Genomic DNA, 15,552 nt, shown 5'->3' on the forward strand with positions numbered 1-15,552 from the left:
AACTGTTAAGTACAAAAGAGTATTGCATTAAAGCATGTGTATGAAAATTTTACCTAAAAGGGATTCTTAGCAGTTTAATCTAAAATGTTGAAAACATGAACTTTAAACATAATTTATTCGTATGAAAGATAAAGCTACAATGACACTGAAAGCATAGAATATCCTTAACCAGAATACTAATGCAAGACGAATTGTAGAGGTAGATTACATACAAGATTCGCAGAGTACAGTATTACAACAGTATTTTATGCTGAGTTTTAGTTGGAAGTTTAATAGCTTAGGAAGAAAAGGAAAAACAAATTCTAACACTTTCTTTATTTTAGGTTAGGATTTTACCATCCACCAGAAGCACCGCCACCGCCAAATCCACCACCACCAAATCCACCACCAAATCCGCCGCTACTAGAGCTTCCTCCTCCGAAACCTCCAAAGCCTCCAGACGATGAGCTGCTACGACGGTAACTGCCACGTCCCATGTTGCTGAGTATAATAGCTTCTAATAGACTGTCGCTACCAGAACGATTACCGCCACCTTTGCCACCACCTTTATGTTTGGATATAGCAATAATAAAGATGATAAATACGAAGAACATCAAAAGAAAAACCAGAAAAACAGGTGCACCATTGCCCGAAGATTTCCTTGTGCCTTGATATTCTCCATTTAAAACTTCAAAAATAGCATCGGCACCTCGGTTGAGTCCGCCGTAATAATCATTACGTTTAAAATATGGAATTATATCTCTGTCAATAATACGTTTACTAAGAGCATCGGTGAGTAGATGTTCAACACCATAGCCCGTATTTATGCCTATTTTTCTATCGTTTTTTGCTAATAGAATAAGTATACCATTATCTTTTTCTTTACTACCACCAATACCCCATTTTTGTCCCCATTGTGCACCTAGATATTGTATGTTTTCACCTTCGGTTGACGGTATTGTAACAATAACAATTTGGGTAGAGGTTGTATCAGAATAACGAATTAATTTCTGCTCAAGATTACTTTTTTGTAAGGGTGAAAATAAATTGACATAGTCATAGACACTCGTCTGAAATTTTGGTACTTCAGGAATAGTATATTGCGCCTCTACATTATGAAAATAAGTAAAACTTAAAAGCAGGATTAAACCCTTTAAAATAGTTATAAGACTTGACTGAATATTGTCTACTGTATACTGCCCACTCATACTCATCCTTTAGAAATTGTGTTATCCAATTCATTAGCGTTGCCGTGATACCATGGAAAATGATTAGATAGTTCCTGACCTGCTTTTTTTACACCTTCAATTAAACCTTCTGCAAAATTTCCTCTTTTAAAATGATGAGCAATGAGGTCACGAGTAGCATTCCAGAAATTATTATCAATAGCCTCATTGATGCCCTTATCGCCATAGATTACAAATGTTTTTTTGTCTACAGCCACATAAATTAAAACACCATTTTGTTCTTTAGTGTTGTCCATTTTTAAATAATGAAAGACTTCCATAGCGTGCTCATATACATCGCCTTTACAGTTTTGCTCAATATGTACTCGTATTTCTCCCGAAGTATCTTTTTCGGCGTTACGTATAGCATCTACAACGGCTTCTTCTTCTGTGGCAGTTAAAAATTTTTCTATGTTGGACATTTGTGTTTAGATTTTAGAAATCAAACTCTACGTCAGGAGCATTTTCACTTCCTACATCTGCTTTGTAATACCCTTTTACGTCAAAGCCTAATAGACCAGCAATGAATTTAGTTGGCATTTTACGTACATAATCATTATAGGGTTTTACAGCTTCGTTGAATCGGTCTCTAGAAACATTGATTCTGTTTTCTGTGCCCTCAAGTTGGCTTTGTAATTCTAAAAAATTCTGATTTGCTTTCAATTCAGGATAGCGTTCTACAGTTACTAACAAGCTTTTTAAAGCTCCGGAAAGACCACCTTGTACTTTATTAAATTGAGCTAATTGTTCAGGTGTAATATTACTTGGATCAATTGATATTGATGTTGCTTTAGCTCTTGCATTAATTACAGCTTCAAGCGTACCTTTTTCAAAATCAGCTGCACCTTGAACTGTTTTTACTAAGTTGCCTATAAGGTCATTACGTCTTTGGTAACTGCTTTCTACGTTAGCCCAAGATTTTGTTACTGTTTCCTCTAAGCCTACAGCTTTATTATTTACGTTCATTCCCCAAATGGCAATAAGAATGATAACGGCTATTGGTACAATCCACTTTTTCATATTGATTAGTTTTAAAGTTGTGTTTTAATTTTTATAAGTTTTGCTTTAATGCCTTCGAGTTTTGCAATAATTTCAAAGTTATTTAAAGCATCTTGTTTTTCTTCTTTGATATGAGTCTTTGCACCTTCTAAAGTAAAACCACGTTCTTTTACTAAGTGGTAGATAAACTTAAGATGCTTAATATCTTCTGGTGTAAACTTTCTATTACCCTTTGCATTCTTTTTTGGTTTTAAAACGTCAAATTCTTTTTCCCAAAAACGAATTAAAGATGTGTTTACACCAAATGCCTTTGCGACTTCGCCAATTCCGTAATAACGTTTTTCTGTTAAATTGATGTGCATGGGCTAATCTAAAGATTGATTTTCTAAGGATGCTTTTTGTAAAAGGTCGTTAAACTCCTCAGCAGATAGGTTGCCGTAATAGAAGTTTATAGGATTAATGCGCTTACCATCTTTAAAAATTTCGTAATGCAAGTGCGGCGCTTCAGAACGTCCTGTGCTGCCAACAAAACCAATAAGGTCACCACGCTTAATACGTTGATTAATACGGATATTATATTTGTATAAATGGGCATAAAGCGATACGTAACCATAACCATGGTCTATACGAATATGGTTACCGTAACCCGATGAGCTATTATCAGCACGTTTTACAACACCATCTCCTGAAGCATAAATAGGTGTGCCTCTGGGTGCTGTAAAATCCATACCGTAATGAAACTTACGTACCTTGGTAAAAGGATCAGTTCTATAACCATAACCCGATGCCATACGTGTTAAATTTTCATTATTAACAGGTTGAATGGCAGGAATTGCTTCCAAAAATTTCTCTTTATCCTCGGCTAGGATAGTAATTTCATCAAGCGATTTAGATTGCACTACGATAGCCTTTTCAAGAATATCGAGTCGTTTATTACTTTCTTTTATAAGTGTTGAATTGTCAAAGCCTTCAAATTTTCTATAGCGATTGACACCTCCAAAACCAGCGCGACGTTGTTCTTCGGGGATTGTGTTGGCTTCAAAATACAAACGATAAATGGCATTGTCGCGTTCTTCAATATTCTCTAAAACCGCAATGGCATCATCCATACGCTTGTTTAGCAAATCATACTGCAGCTCCATGTTCTCCAATTCTCGAGACAATTCTCTCTCTTTTGGAGATTCAAAGAAATAAGTACCAATAACAACAAAGAAAAAGCCAAATAATGCTGAAGCCAGTAAAAACAACCCCACATACTTGAATGTTGTACGCTTTTTACGTCTTATTTTCCGATACGATAAGGTTTCAGAATCGTAATAGTATTTTACTTTAGCCATATCTTAAAATGTTCTATTTTTGTGCCGAACTAGAGCAATATACAAATATAACAATACTTTCGTATTTAGGATGAGTTTGAAGATGCGGTATAACCTAAAAAAGTGAGTAGATTTTAGTAAAATAGTTAAGAATGAAGTCTCAAGATATCCGAAATACGTTCCTAGATTTTTTTAAAAAGAAAGAGCATCTCATCGTTCCTTCTGCGCCAATGGTTGTAAAGAATGACCCAACCTTAATGTTTGTCAATTCTGGAATGGCACCTTTTAAAGAATATTTTCTTGGAAATTCTAAGCCTAAGAAAAATCGTATTTCAGATTCGCAAAAATGCCTTCGTGTATCAGGTAAGCATAATGATTTAGAGGAAGTTGGTTACGACACCTATCACCATACCTTATTTGAAATGTTGGGTAATTGGAGTTTTGGTGATTACTTTAAAAAAGAAGCCATTGCTTGGGCTTGGGAGCTATTGACCGAAGTTTATGGTATTGATAAAGATATACTTTATGTCACCATTTTTGAAGGTAGTGATGATGCTGATAATCTAAAAATGGATACGGAAGCTTATGATATATGGAAGCAATATATTTCTGAGAACCGAATCTTAAAAGGCAACAAAAAAGATAACTTTTGGGAAATGGGTGATCAAGGACCTTGTGGACCTTGTAGTGAAATTCATGTCGATATTCGTTCGGCTGAAGAAAAAGCAAAAGTTGACGGAAAGTCTTTGGTAAATATGGACCATCCAGAAGTCGTAGAAATCTGGAATTTAGTCTTTATGCAATACAACCGAAAGGCAAGTGGCGAACTTGAAATTTTACCAAATAAGCATATAGATACAGGAATGGGCTTTGAGCGTTTATGTATGGTATTACAAGGCGTTCAGTCTAACTATGATACGGATGTATTTACACCAATTATTCGTGAGATAGAAACGATTACTAACTCAGCTTATGGAAAAGATAGTAAAGTAGATGTTGCTATCCGTGTGATTTCTGACCACGTTAGGGCTGTGGCATTCTCTATTGCAGATGGACAATTACCAAGTAACACAGGTGCTGGTTATGTGATACGTCGAATTTTACGTCGTGCTATTAGATATGGATTTACATTTTTAAATCAGAAAGAACCTTTTATCTACAAGCTAACAGAGACCTTGAGTCATCAAATGGGAGAAGCCTTCCCGGAATTGAAATCTCAAGAACGTTTAATTGAAAACGTCATTAAAGAAGAAGAAAATTCATTCTTACGAACTCTTGACCAAGGCTTGTTGCTACTAGACCGAGTAATTGCAAATACAACTGATAAAACCATAGATGGTGCAAAAGCTTTTGAGCTTTACGACACGTATGGTTTTCCTTTAGATTTAACGCAGTTAATTGCTCGTGAAAAAGGATATACCATAAATGAAGAAGGCTTTAATGCCGAAATGAAAAAGCAAAAAGACCGTTCTCGAGCAGCTTCTGCTTCGGAAACTTCGGATTGGATCATTGTAAAAGAAGACGATACAGAAGAATTTATTGGTTACGATACTTTGCAAGCAGATGTTAAGCTTACACGATACCGAAAAGTTGTTTCTAATAAAGATGGTGAGCATTACCAACTAGTGTTTAACATGACGCCATTTTATCCCGAAGGAGGTGGACAAGTAGGTGATAAGGGTTTTATAGAAGTATCTAATGGAGATGTGATTTACATAACAGACACCAAGAAAGAAAACAATGTTATTATTCACATTGCTAAAAATTTACCAACCGATGTTACTGAAACATTTAAAGCGGTTGTTAGTGAAGAACATAGACGTTTGTCGGCTAGTAACCATACAGCAACACACTTGTTACATCAGGCATTAAGAACAATCTTAGGAACACATGTAGAGCAAAAAGGCTCTTTGGTTAAGCCTAACGGATTACGTTTCGATTTTTCTCATTTCTCAAAAGTAGATACTGACCAATTGCAAGAGATTGAAGATTTTGTCAATGCGAGAATTAGAGAAAATTTAGCCTTAGAAGAGCAACGGAATATTTCAATGCAAAAAGCATTAGACGAAGGCGCAATTGCCTTGTTTGGAGAAAAATATGGTGATAATGTTCGCGCTATACGTTTTGGTCAGTCTATGGAATTATGTGGCGGAACACACGTCAAACAAACGGGAGATATTTGGTATTTCAAAATAAAGTCTGAAAGTGCTATTGCCGCCGGAATTCGTAGAATTGAAGCTATTACTAATGTAGCTGTAGGTGATTATTTTGAAGCCGTAGAGAAACAGTTTGAAGACATAAAAGCTGCTCTTAAAAATGCAAATGAACCAGTAAAAGCAGTTCAAAATCTTCGAGATGAAAATACCGAGTTAAAAAAGCAGATTGAGGCATTACTAAAAGACAAAGCTAAAAACCTTAAAGGTGAACTTAAAAATGAAATTACCGACGTTAATGGTGTTCAGTTTTTAGCAAAGAAAGTAGATTTAGATGCCAGTGGTATTAAAGATTTGTGTTTCGATTTAGCAAGTCAATATGATAATTTATTCCTATTATTTGGAAGTGAAAATAATGGTAAAGCTATCTTGTCTTGTTATATTTCTAAAGAATTAGTAGTCAATAAAGATTTAAATGCAGGAACAATTGTTAGAGAATTGGGGAAGTACATCCAAGGCGGTGGTGGCGGACAGCCATTCTTTGCAACTGCTGGTGGTAAGAATCCTTCTGGAATAGAGGCTGCACTTGATGCTGCGAAAGGATATTTATCAGTGTAAATGAATCTTCAAACTAAAATACCTCTTCAGCGCCAACGTTTTAATCAAATCGATTATAACTCTAAGGTATTGTTGTTAGGGTCTTGTTTTTCTGAAAATATTGGAAATAAATTCAATTATTTTAAGTTTCAAACACTTCGGAATCCTTTTGGTATTTTATTTCAACCTTTAGCTATAGAGCATTTAATTACCAATGCTGTAAACAAAAAAGAATATTCAACTGAGGATATTTTTTTACACAATGAACACTATCATTGTTTTGATGCACATTCAAAATTGAGTCATTCTAACGCGGACGAATTATTAAGTCGGATTAACAAAAGTATTAAACAAACACATCGGTTTTTAAAGGAAGCGTCTCACATTATCATTACCTTAGGTACTGCTTGGGCGTATCGGTATATAGAAACCGATAGTTTTGTTGCCAATTGCCATAAAATACTGCAAAAGAAATTTTTAAAAGAACTGCTTTCTGTTGAAGAGGTTGCCCAATCTTTAGAAGCTATTGTTAGTTTGGTGAAATCTTTAAATCCTGATGTCAACTTCATTTTTACAGTGTCGCCAGTGCGACATATAAAAGATGGCTTTGTTGAGAACACTCAGAGTAAATCGCATTTAATTTCTGCGATTCATGAGTTTTTAGGATCTCAATCCGAGTCAAATCATAGCTATTTTCCGTCTTTCGAAATCGTTATGGACGAACTTCGAGACTACCGTTTTTATAATGAAGATATGCTCCATCCCAATCAGACAGCTATAAATTACATTTGGGAAAAATTTGTATCGGTTTGGATAAATTCAGAAGCACAAAATGTTATGGAAGAGGTCGAGAATATACAAAAAGGATTGGCACATAAACCTTTTAATCCTAACTCCGAGACACATCAAAAATTTATACAAAATTTAGTGACTAAATCATCTAATTTGAATGCAAAAGTTGGAAGACTGATTTTTGAGTAAATTTTTATAAATTCAATTATAAATTCTGAAGACAATTATACTATTTCTTATATGATAATACTGTAATATCTTGTATATTTATGAATGCTAAAAAAGATAAATATTACAGTTTTAGAGAGTGAAAAAGAGCTTCGTTCGCTCTTAAGAAAAGCGACCACAGACCGCGATCGCGATCGTTTAAAAGCCTTGTCATTACTTAAACAAGGAAGGTTTAATATCAAAGTTATAAATTCAGTTGTAAATGATTGTATCGACTGTTAAACGAAATTCGCCAAAACAAACCACAATTCTTATACATATAAATACGTAATTTTTAGATCTTCTATTTTACAAAATTTGGCCAGCGTTTCATGTAAGTCACAAATTTGTAACTCAAGCCTTCGCTGAGTAAATAGTCAGTAGTTACGGGGAGTTTGGTAGGTTCAAAATTTGGGTCGGCAATTACTTTTTTAGGGAAGTCGTGGTGTAAAATAGCAGAGCGACCTATAGAAACAAAATCTACGCCGGCGTTTAAAATGTCAGATACGTCCTTGGCGGTATTAATTTTACCAGCTACTGTCCATTTCACATCTTTATAGTCCAACTCGGCAAAATGTTTGAGTAGACTTTTATTTTGGTGCTGCTCTTCTTCGGGTTGCTTAAATACATCCCAAAGTGAGATATCTAAAAAGTCTATATCGTGTTGGTTAATTAATTGCTTACAAACGGTTTTTACTTCACTCAATTGCATACCAAAACGTTCAGGCGATAAACGTACGCCTAATAAAAAGTCTTTACCACAGTTAGTTCTAACGCCATCTATAATTTCAAACAATAAGCGTGCACGGTTTTCGAGACAGCCACCATATTGGTCATCTCTCTTATTAATATCTGCGCTCAAAAATTGGGTTAAAATATAACCATGAGCACCGTGGACTTCCACACCATCATAACCACTTTTTTGTGCGCGTACTGCTGCGGTAATAAAGTCGTCTCGTAATCGGTAAACTTCTTCTAAAGACAAACCACGTGCATTATGTTTTTCAATAGGTGACGGGCAAACGGGTTGTTCGCCAATTAAATCTTGAGGTGTGCGCATACCGGCGTGGTGCAATTGTATAACCGCTAAACTATCGTGTGCTTTAATGCCATTTACTAAACGTTGGTGACCTTCAATCTGTGCATCGTCATAAATTCCCAATTGTCCTGAGAAACCTTTACCTATAAATTGTACATGAGCCGCACAGGTCATAGAGAGTCCAAAACCACCTTTGGCGCGCATGGTGAGCCAGTGGTATTCCTCGTCAGATAGGGTTCCGTCTTCATGACTTTGGGTATTGGTCATAGGTGCTAGCATAAAACGGTTGTTCATAACTGCACCGTTTTTAAAGGTCAAAGGAGCATCTACAGTCATAAAAAATAATTTAAAGATTACTTGCCATACAAAAAGTAGTGGTTAACCAAATCTATATACTGTTGTTTGGCTTCGTCCTCAGAAATATTTTGTACTTGAAAAAGGGCGTTGGTCTTAAACGCGTTAATAATTTGCTTTTTACTGCTTGGTCTGCCGTAATCGTTTGTAGCTTTTTTGTAATACGCGTACAGACGTAGTAAAAAATCAGCAGGAAAAGGGTCAGTATGGTCGTTAACCCGTTTTACAGCTGCTTCAAATGCTATGTCTAAATCACTTTGGCTCATTTCATTTCTGCAATCACAGACTCGCCACCTTTTACTTTTTGGTTAAGCTCAACTTTAATATCTGCGTCTAAAGGTAAAAATAAATCCACGCGCGACCCAAATTTTATAAATCCAGAATCTGCACCTTGTTGTACCGTTTGGTCTACGATTGCATAATTTACAATACGTTTTGCCAAAGCACCAGCAATTTGGCGATAAAGGACTTTACCAAAGCTGCCATTTTCTACAACAACCGTTGTACGCTCGTTTTCTTCACTAGCTTTTGGATGCCACGCGACTAAATATTTTCCCGGATGGTATTTGCTATACGTCACTTTTCCGCTTGTTGGATAACGGGTAACATGCACATTTATAGGTGACATAAATACAGAAACCTGAATGCGTTTATCCTTAAAAACTTCTTTTTCAAAAACTTCTTCTATAACCACAACTTTACCATCTACTGGAGATAGCGCTTGTTTTTCATTAGCGTGTGTGTGGCGTTTAGGGTTTCTAAAAAACTGAAGAATTAAAATAAAGACGGCTAAAACCGAAAGCATTAAGGTTTTTCGTAACCATTCTAATTGTACCAAATAGTCTATTGCAAATATGGTTGCAACGACTAAAACCAATGTAATGAGTATTATTTTATGACCTTCTTTATGAAACATAAGTTAAAATTCTTAAAAATAAATATATAAATGGTGCTGCAAAGATAATACTATCTAAGCGGTCTAGCAGCCCACCATGACCAGGCATTATAACACCACTGTCTTTAACTTCGGCCTGACGTTTAAATTTAGATTCTATTAAATCACCTAAAGTCCCAAAAACACTGATAATTATGGCTAAAATAAGCCAGTTTGTAAAGCCTAAGGTTTCGGTATAAGTAGCAATAAAATAACTAGACACACAAGCAAAGAATAACCCCCCCAAAAATCCCTCTACTGTTTTCTTTGGCGATACACTTGGGAAAAGTTTTTGGCGCCCAAAATTCTTTCCTGTTAAATAGGCAAAACTATCGTTGACCCAAACCAAAATAAAACTACCTAATAATAAGAGTGGTGTAAATGTGTTTGAATAATTAGCAATGAGTAATATAAAAATAAAGCCACTTGCTAGGTAGAATGTCGTAGCGATATAGCGTTTCGATCCAAATAAAGGAATCTTTTTTTCGGCAAATAAATCCTTGATTAAAAAGAGATTAACAAAAATGGTAATGACCAATAAAATCTGAATAGCTTCATTAGTACCTGTTGCAGAATGATGAATGCGACACCAATACCAAATACCAAAATATAGTATGGAGAAAATAATAGCAGGAACTATAAGTGATTTGAGTTTAATGAGTTTTTTGAATTCTGCTAAAGCAATCAATCCAAATACGAATAAGACCATGAGTAGTGCATTACTCCAATACATTGAAACAACAAGAATTGCAGCGTAGAGGATACCAGAAACGGTTCGGGTTAAAAATTCCTTCATTTATAAGTCTTCTAATAGCAATAGGTATAGGTTCTTAGCGCTACTTCCATATGTAAGGAAGTCTTTGTTTTCAATAGTTTTGAAGTGCTTAATTTTAGTAATATTTGTTGGTATTTTTGGGCGATTCTTGTTTTTGATGCCTTTAAGGCCTTCGCCTATATTTTCTACCAACTGACTTGTAGTGGTATAAACCACAAAGTTTGAAGGCAATTCCTTTAATTTTTTCTCTGCAATTTGATTAGATGAAATTAATAAAGAGCCATCGTCTGATATTAAATGCTCGCAAGTCGTTAAAAAATAAGCACTTTCTGATGTGTTTTTGGTGTCTTGGAGTTCAAAACCTTTAAATAAATCTTTCAATCTATCATCTAATAGAAAGACTTTTTTATCGCTCCAGTCATTTTCTTTAATGATATTTTCTAGACTATTGTATACCTCTTCTATGTTTTCGCAATAGAGAAATTTTCCACCGTTGGCTTTAAAGTTTATGGTAAAACGCTCATCTACAGGAAGTTTGGTATCTGGCATGTATTTGCTACGCTCATCATTAGGAACTTTTTCTTCGGAACGCTCAGATTTTCCCCCAAAGATTTTTCTAAATAAGCTCATTAGCAACTACTATTAATACACGTCTTTTTGAATTATTCCAAATATAAAAAAACTTAAACTAACTCTGAATTAATTTAAGTTTTTTCGTCAAATGGAAAGCTTTTTACTCTTCTTCTTCGGAGGTTATTTCGTCTTTTTCAAAAGGACGTTTTCCGAATATTTTTTCTAGATTGTCTTTAAAGATAACTTCCTTGTCTAAAAGGACTTCGGCAAGCTGCGTTAATTTGTCTTTATTTTCTTCTAAAATTTTGATGGCACGTTGGTATTGTTCTTCAATGATTTCAGAAATTTCTTTATCAATCAATACCGCAGTTTCTTCACTATAAGGTTTAGAGAAATTATAATCTTGTTGTCCTGAAGAATCATAATAGGTTAGATTTCCAATTTTATCACTCAAACCATAAATAGTTACCATGGCACGTGCTTGTTTCGTTACTTTTTCTAAGTCACTTAATGCTCCAGTTGATATCTTATTGAAAATTACTTTTTCCGCAGCACGTCCACCCATAGTTGCACACATTTCGTCCAACATTTGCTCAGGACGAACGATTAAACGTTCCTCAGGTAAGTACCAAGCCGCGCCGAGAGAACGCCCTCTAGGAACGATGGTTACCTTTACTAAAGGTGCTGCATGCTCTAGCATCCAACTTGTAACAGCATGACCTGCTTCGTGGAAGGCAATGGCACGTTTTTCTTCTTTAGTAACGATTTTGTTTTTCTTTTCTAATCCACCAATAATTCTATCAACAGCATCTAAAAAATCTTGTTTTCCTACAGCTTTTTTACCATTTCTTGCAGCAATAAGAGCCGCTTCATTACAAACATTGGCAATATCTGCTCCAGAGAATCCTGGGGTTTGCTTAGATAAGAAATCGATGTCTAAATCTTCTTCTTTCTTCAGTGGTCGTAAGTGTACTTCAAAGATTTCTTTGCGCTCACGTACATCTGGTAAGTCTACATAAATCTGACGGTCAAAACGTCCAGCACGCATCAATGCGCTATCTAATACATCTGCACGGTTAGTGGCAGCTAATACTATAACATTGGTGTTTGTGCCAAAGCCATCCATCTCTGTCAATAGCTGGTTTAATGTGTTTTCGCGTTCGTCATTAGAACCCGAAAAATTACTTTTCCCTCTAGCACGACCAATGGCATCAATTTCATCTATAAATATAATTGAAGGTGATTTTTCTTTGGCCTGCTTAAACAAGTCTCTTACACGAGATGCACCTACACCGACAAACATCTCCACAAAATCTGAACCTGATAAGGAAAAGAACGGTACCTTTGCTTCACCTGCAACGGCTTTTGCTAATAAAGTTTTACCTGTTCCTGGAGGTCCTACGAGTAAGGCGCCTTTAGGTATTTTACCACCAAGCGATGTATATTTTTCAGGAAACTTTAGAAAGTCTACAATTTCTTGTACTTCTTCTTTAGCACCTTCTAGTCCAGCAACATCTTTAAAAGTTGTCTTGGTGTCTATTTTTTCGTCAAATAATTTGGCTTTTGATTTTCCTATATTAAAAATCTGACCTCCAGCGCCACCACCGCCACCAGAAGACATACGTCTCATAATAAAAATCCAAACTCCAATAATGAGGATAAACGGTAATAATGAAATCAAAAAGTCGCCAAAGGCGTTACTTTCAGTAACAAAGGCTACAGGAATATTTATATTATTGTTCTGCTTTATTTTTTCAATTTCTTCTTGAAATAATTTTAGATCTCCAAACTCAAAACGGTAGTTTGCCATATCTGCACCTGCCATAAATCCTTTAGGAATGGATTTTCTATGGACTTCTTGTTGCTCAGCTTCTTTAGTTAAAAAAACACGAGCTTCTCTTCTGTTTATGATTTCAACTTTTTCTACATCACCATTTCTTAAATAAGTAAAGAAATCTGTAGGTGTTGTTTTTGCGCCACCTTGGCCACCAAAAGTACCTCCAAATAATTGAATGCCTAAAAATACGGCGATGATAATCCCGTAAATCCAATAAGGGCTTAATTTAGGTTTTTTGTTTGAGTTTTTATTTTCTTTTGCCATTCTTAGCTTTTCTTTTTTTTAAATGCTTGTTTCTATTTGTGTTGTTTTTGCATCACCCCACAAACTCTCAATATCGTAATACTCTCTAATATGCTTTTGGAAAACGTGTACAACAACGTTAACATAATCCATTAAAACCCACTCGGCATTATCTGCACCTTCTATATGCCAAGGCTTGTCTTTAGTGGCTTTGCTGACTTGTTTTAGTATGGAATTAACTATGGCGTTAACTTGTGTGTTTGATGTACCTTCGCAAATGATAAAGTAATCACAAACTGTATTTTCTATCTCCCGTAAATCTAAAAGTGTAATCTCTTTTCCTTTAACTTCCTCGATCCCGCTTATTATTGTAGTAATGAGTTGGTCGGGATTGCTATTTCTTTCCGTCATTAAAATGTTTTAAATTTATGCAAAGTTATTGTTTTTTTTACTTTCATACGCTTCAAATACTCATAAGAAATCTATAAAAATAACCTGCAATATATGTATATAATCAAACTTGATGCCATTGACTCTACTAATAGTTACCTTAAGGAGCTAAGTGTTAATAAGACCCCAAAAGACTATACGGTGGTCATTACAGAATCACAGACCAACGGGCGCGGGCAGATGGGAACGCAATGGTATACAGAAAGTGCTAAAAACCTTACGTTTAGTGTGTTTAAAGATGTTTCTTTCTTAAAAGTGCAGCAACAATTTTATATAAGTATGGTAATAGCTTTGGCTATTACTAAGGCTTTAAATGAATTGCGAGTACCAAAAATAAAAATAAAATGGCCTAACGACATTTTGTCAGAGAATAAAAAGATTGCAGGAATACTGATAGAAAATGGCATAAAAAATAATAATCTCGAAGGCTCTATAATAGGAATTGGTCTTAACGTTAACCAGAAGTTTTTTGATAACCTTCCTCATGCATCATCTCTACATTTAATTACAGGAATTTTACATAGTAAAGATGAAGTGTTTCATCGTATTTTGAAGTATTTAAAATTGTATTTTGAACGGTTACAATCAGGTGATTTTTCTAATTTGAAGCAAGATTACGAAGCGCAACTCTTTCGCATAAAAAAGCCATCAACTTTTAAAACTTCAACTGATCAGGTTTTTTCTGGATTTATTGAAGGTGTAACAGATGATGGTAAATTAAAATTACTTTTAGAAGACGATATTCTTAAAACATTCGACCTAAAAGAAGTGCAGTTGTTATATTAAACTGCTGCTGGCATATTTGTAGATAGCGTTTCTAAAAATTTATTAATAGGTCCTTTAATCATCATCGCCATCATGGCATTAAATTCGCCTTGAAAGTATAAAGTTACGTCGCTTTTAGTAGCTTCGACTTCATTAATATCAGCAGTTAAGGTAAAATCTAATTTTCCGCCTGCAGCACCCAAAACGATTTTACTGTGTGGCGTAGCTTCTCTTTTTTTAAGTACAATTTCAGGCATGCCTTTTAGAGCGAATAAAAATTTATCTGTATCTAAGACTTCAAATTTACTGATGTTTTCAGGCATCAATTTTTCGAAATTTTTGACATCTGAAAGAAAGTTAAAGGTATCTTCAGCTGATTTATCAAGGGTAACTTTAGGTGATTCTAAATTCATTTTTTAAGTGTTAAGTTATTAATTATAGAGTTAAGCGGTCGTCAACATTATTAGACAAACACTTACGATACAACTCCATATCAATTAGCGTTCCATTCGCTTGGATTGGCATTCCAAAGCGCTAAAATATCTTGTTGAGCTTGGGTAATATATCTGGTTTCTAAGGCCTGTTCGAGGAGATTTTCATAGTTTCCAAGTGTGTGTAATTCTACATCGGCCTTATCAAAATTTTTGTCAGCAATATCAAATCCGTAAGTGAAAATAGCAACCATACCTTTAATGTTTAGTTCTGCTTCTTTGAGTGCTTTTACGGCATTAAGGCTACTTTTTCCCGTGCTAATTAAATCTTCAACGACAACTACGGTCTGACCTTTTTCTATATAGCCTTCAATTTGGTTTTGTCGACCGTGCTTTTTAGCTTCTGGTCTAACGTAAACGAAAGGAAGGTTAAGATATTCTGCAACAAGAGCGCCTATGCCTATGGCGCCAGTAGCTACTCCTGCAATGACATCTGGTTTGCCATAGAGCTCTTCAATTTGGCGGGCCATAGTTTCCCTAACGTAATTCCGTATTGGTGGATAGGATAACACAATTCGGTTATCGCAATAGATTGGTGATTTCCATCCAGAAGCCCAAGTAAATGGGTCATTGGGTTGAAGTTTAATGGCTTTAATTTGCAGTAATAAATCTGCAGTCTTTTTGGCGATATCTTTGTTAAAAATCATGATACAAAATTAATGAATTTTAGACATGGTAAAATTTTAAATTAAAGTATTTGAGTTAGTCATTTAATTTCCGTACATTTAAGTCAATAAAATTAGGATAATGGAACAATTTGAAGGACAAGATATACTAAACTTTATAAAAGAATTTCCAAATGATGAGGCTTGCAAAGTCTAT

17 protein-coding genes are annotated in these 15,552 nt (G+C 35.1%); 3 read left to right on the top strand and 14 right to left on the bottom strand.

What is annotated here, in order from left to right; genetic code table 11:
* Positions 1-332: 332 nt before the first annotated feature.
* The 5 genes from HKP48_RS10425 to HKP48_RS10445 are packed head-to-tail and all read right to left on the bottom strand — an operon-like array spanning position 333 to position 3,541.
* Positions 333-1,193, bottom strand: a complete 861-nt coding sequence (locus HKP48_RS10425) for a TPM domain-containing protein (protein ID WP_296345575.1) — start codon at positions 1,191-1,193, stop codon at positions 333-335.
* On the bottom strand, positions 1,190-1,627 hold the full coding sequence (locus HKP48_RS10430) for a TPM domain-containing protein (protein ID WP_296345577.1): 438 nt from the start codon (positions 1,625-1,627) through the stop codon (positions 1,190-1,192). The genes HKP48_RS10425 and HKP48_RS10430 overlap by 4 nt, the downstream gene beginning before the upstream one ends.
* Before the next feature lie 13 nt (positions 1,628-1,640).
* Complete coding sequence (locus tag HKP48_RS10435) at positions 1,641-2,225, bottom strand: LemA family protein (RefSeq protein WP_296345579.1); 585 nt, start codon at positions 2,223-2,225, stop codon at positions 1,641-1,643.
* A gap of 11 nt (positions 2,226-2,236) precedes the next feature.
* Entirely contained in the window at positions 2,237-2,566 is a 330-nt protein-coding gene (locus HKP48_RS10440) for a MerR family transcriptional regulator (protein WP_296345580.1), read from the bottom strand.
* A gap of 3 nt (positions 2,567-2,569) precedes the next feature.
* Positions 2,570-3,541 (bottom strand): M23 family metallopeptidase, encoded by a 972-nt coding sequence (locus HKP48_RS10445; RefSeq protein WP_296345582.1) that lies wholly within the window; start codon positions 3,539-3,541, stop codon positions 2,570-2,572.
* Between the two features lie 131 nt (positions 3,542-3,672).
* Between HKP48_RS10445 and alaS the strand changes: the two genes are divergently transcribed.
* Positions 3,673-6,291 carry an alanine--tRNA ligase gene (gene alaS / locus HKP48_RS10450; protein ID WP_296345584.1) on the top strand — a complete coding sequence of 873 codons (2,619 nt, stop codon included), beginning with the start codon at positions 3,673-3,675 and terminating at the stop codon, positions 6,289-6,291.
* Complete coding sequence (locus tag HKP48_RS10455) at positions 6,292-7,251, top strand: GSCFA domain-containing protein (protein WP_296345586.1); 960 nt, start codon at positions 6,292-6,294, stop codon at positions 7,249-7,251.
* Between the two features lie 322 nt (positions 7,252-7,573).
* Here HKP48_RS10455 and HKP48_RS10460 read toward each other — a convergent pair whose 3' ends face one another.
* The 7 genes from HKP48_RS10460 to rsfS all read right to left on the bottom strand — a co-directional run bounded on the left by HKP48_RS10460 (position 7,574) and on the right by rsfS (position 13,435).
* Complete coding sequence (locus HKP48_RS10460) at positions 7,574-8,644, bottom strand: NADH:flavin oxidoreductase (RefSeq protein ID WP_296345588.1); 1,071 nt, start codon at positions 8,642-8,644, stop codon at positions 7,574-7,576.
* A gap of 17 nt (positions 8,645-8,661) precedes the next feature.
* Positions 8,662-8,928 (bottom strand): acyl-CoA-binding protein, encoded by a 267-nt coding sequence (locus tag HKP48_RS10465; RefSeq protein ID WP_296345590.1) that lies wholly within the window; start codon positions 8,926-8,928, stop codon positions 8,662-8,664.
* Positions 8,925-9,578 carry a phosphatidylserine decarboxylase family protein gene (locus HKP48_RS10470; RefSeq protein ID WP_296345592.1) on the bottom strand — a complete coding sequence of 218 codons (654 nt, stop codon included), beginning with the start codon at positions 9,576-9,578 and terminating at the stop codon, positions 8,925-8,927. Before HKP48_RS10470 ends, HKP48_RS10465 begins: the two co-directional genes overlap by 4 nt.
* Positions 9,568-10,392 (bottom strand): phosphatidate cytidylyltransferase, encoded by an 825-nt coding sequence (locus HKP48_RS10475; RefSeq protein WP_296345594.1) that lies wholly within the window; start codon positions 10,390-10,392, stop codon positions 9,568-9,570. The genes HKP48_RS10470 and HKP48_RS10475 overlap by 11 nt, the downstream gene beginning before the upstream one ends.
* Complete coding sequence (locus tag HKP48_RS10480) at positions 10,393-11,001, bottom strand: LUD domain-containing protein (RefSeq protein WP_296345596.1); 609 nt, start codon at positions 10,999-11,001, stop codon at positions 10,393-10,395. It abuts the gene before it with no gap.
* A gap of 103 nt (positions 11,002-11,104) precedes the next feature.
* A complete protein-coding gene (gene ftsH / locus HKP48_RS10485; RefSeq protein WP_296345599.1) occupies positions 11,105-13,045 on the bottom strand; it encodes an ATP-dependent zinc metalloprotease FtsH in 1,941 nt (646 codons plus the stop codon).
* A gap of 18 nt (positions 13,046-13,063) precedes the next feature.
* Positions 13,064-13,435 (bottom strand): ribosome silencing factor, encoded by a 372-nt coding sequence (gene rsfS, locus HKP48_RS10490; RefSeq protein WP_296345601.1) that lies wholly within the window; start codon positions 13,433-13,435, stop codon positions 13,064-13,066.
* A gap of 93 nt (positions 13,436-13,528) precedes the next feature.
* On the opposite strand from rsfS, the gene HKP48_RS10495 reads away from it, so the two are divergent.
* A complete protein-coding gene (locus tag HKP48_RS10495) occupies positions 13,529-14,260 on the top strand; it encodes a biotin--[acetyl-CoA-carboxylase] ligase (RefSeq protein ID WP_296345603.1) in 732 nt (243 codons plus the stop codon).
* Here HKP48_RS10495 and HKP48_RS10500 read toward each other — a convergent pair.
* Positions 14,257-14,652 (bottom strand): SRPBCC family protein, encoded by a 396-nt coding sequence (locus tag HKP48_RS10500; RefSeq protein WP_296345605.1) that lies wholly within the window; start codon positions 14,650-14,652, stop codon positions 14,257-14,259. The two genes, HKP48_RS10495 and HKP48_RS10500, sit on opposite strands and share 4 nt — an antisense overlap.
* A gap of 80 nt (positions 14,653-14,732) precedes the next feature.
* The gene (pyrE, locus tag HKP48_RS10505; RefSeq protein WP_296345607.1) at positions 14,733-15,377 is read right to left on the bottom strand and encodes an orotate phosphoribosyltransferase; all 645 of its coding nucleotides are present in this window, start codon (positions 15,375-15,377) and stop codon (positions 14,733-14,735) included.
* Positions 15,378-15,552: the final 175 nt, after the last annotated feature.

Source organism: Winogradskyella sp., assembly GCF_013042245.1.
Taxonomy (GTDB): Bacteria; Bacteroidota; Bacteroidia; order Flavobacteriales; family Flavobacteriaceae; genus Winogradskyella.

Excerpts from the sequence above, each read along its gene's own strand:
- HKP48_RS10425 (WP_296345575.1), bottom strand. The coding sequence starts at position 1,193 with ATGAGTATGAGTGGGCAGTATACAGTAGACAATATTCAGTCAAGTCTT.
- HKP48_RS10430 (WP_296345577.1), bottom strand. The coding sequence starts at position 1,627 with ATGTCCAACATAGAAAAATTTTTAACTGCCACAGAAGAAGAAGCCGTT.
- HKP48_RS10435 (WP_296345579.1), bottom strand. The coding sequence starts at position 2,225 with ATGAAAAAGTGGATTGTACCAATAGCCGTTATCATTCTTATTGCCATT.
- HKP48_RS10440 (WP_296345580.1), bottom strand. The coding sequence starts at position 2,566 with ATGCACATCAATTTAACAGAAAAACGTTATTACGGAATTGGCGAAGTC.
- HKP48_RS10445 (WP_296345582.1), bottom strand. The coding sequence starts at position 3,541 with ATGGCTAAAGTAAAATACTATTACGATTCTGAAACCTTATCGTATCGG.
- alaS (WP_296345584.1), top strand. The coding sequence starts at position 3,673 with ATGAAGTCTCAAGATATCCGAAATACGTTCCTAGATTTTTTTAAAAAG.
- HKP48_RS10455 (WP_296345586.1), top strand. The coding sequence starts at position 6,292 with ATGAATCTTCAAACTAAAATACCTCTTCAGCGCCAACGTTTTAATCAA.
- HKP48_RS10460 (WP_296345588.1), bottom strand. The coding sequence starts at position 8,644 with ATGACTGTAGATGCTCCTTTGACCTTTAAAAACGGTGCAGTTATGAAC.
- HKP48_RS10465 (WP_296345590.1), bottom strand. The coding sequence starts at position 8,928 with ATGAGCCAAAGTGATTTAGACATAGCATTTGAAGCAGCTGTAAAACGG.
- HKP48_RS10470 (WP_296345592.1), bottom strand. The coding sequence starts at position 9,578 with ATGTTTCATAAAGAAGGTCATAAAATAATACTCATTACATTGGTTTTA.
- HKP48_RS10475 (WP_296345594.1), bottom strand. The coding sequence starts at position 10,392 with ATGAAGGAATTTTTAACCCGAACCGTTTCTGGTATCCTCTACGCTGCA.
- HKP48_RS10480 (WP_296345596.1), bottom strand. The coding sequence starts at position 11,001 with ATGAGCTTATTTAGAAAAATCTTTGGGGGAAAATCTGAGCGTTCCGAA.
- ftsH (WP_296345599.1), bottom strand. The coding sequence starts at position 13,045 with ATGGCAAAAGAAAATAAAAACTCAAACAAAAAACCTAAATTAAGCCCT.
- rsfS (WP_296345601.1), bottom strand. The coding sequence starts at position 13,435 with ATGACGGAAAGAAATAGCAATCCCGACCAACTCATTACTACAATAATA.
- HKP48_RS10495 (WP_296345603.1), top strand. The coding sequence starts at position 13,529 with ATGTATATAATCAAACTTGATGCCATTGACTCTACTAATAGTTACCTT.
- HKP48_RS10500 (WP_296345605.1), bottom strand. The coding sequence starts at position 14,652 with ATGAATTTAGAATCACCTAAAGTTACCCTTGATAAATCAGCTGAAGAT.
- pyrE (WP_296345607.1), bottom strand. The coding sequence starts at position 15,377 with ATGATTTTTAACAAAGATATCGCCAAAAAGACTGCAGATTTATTACTG.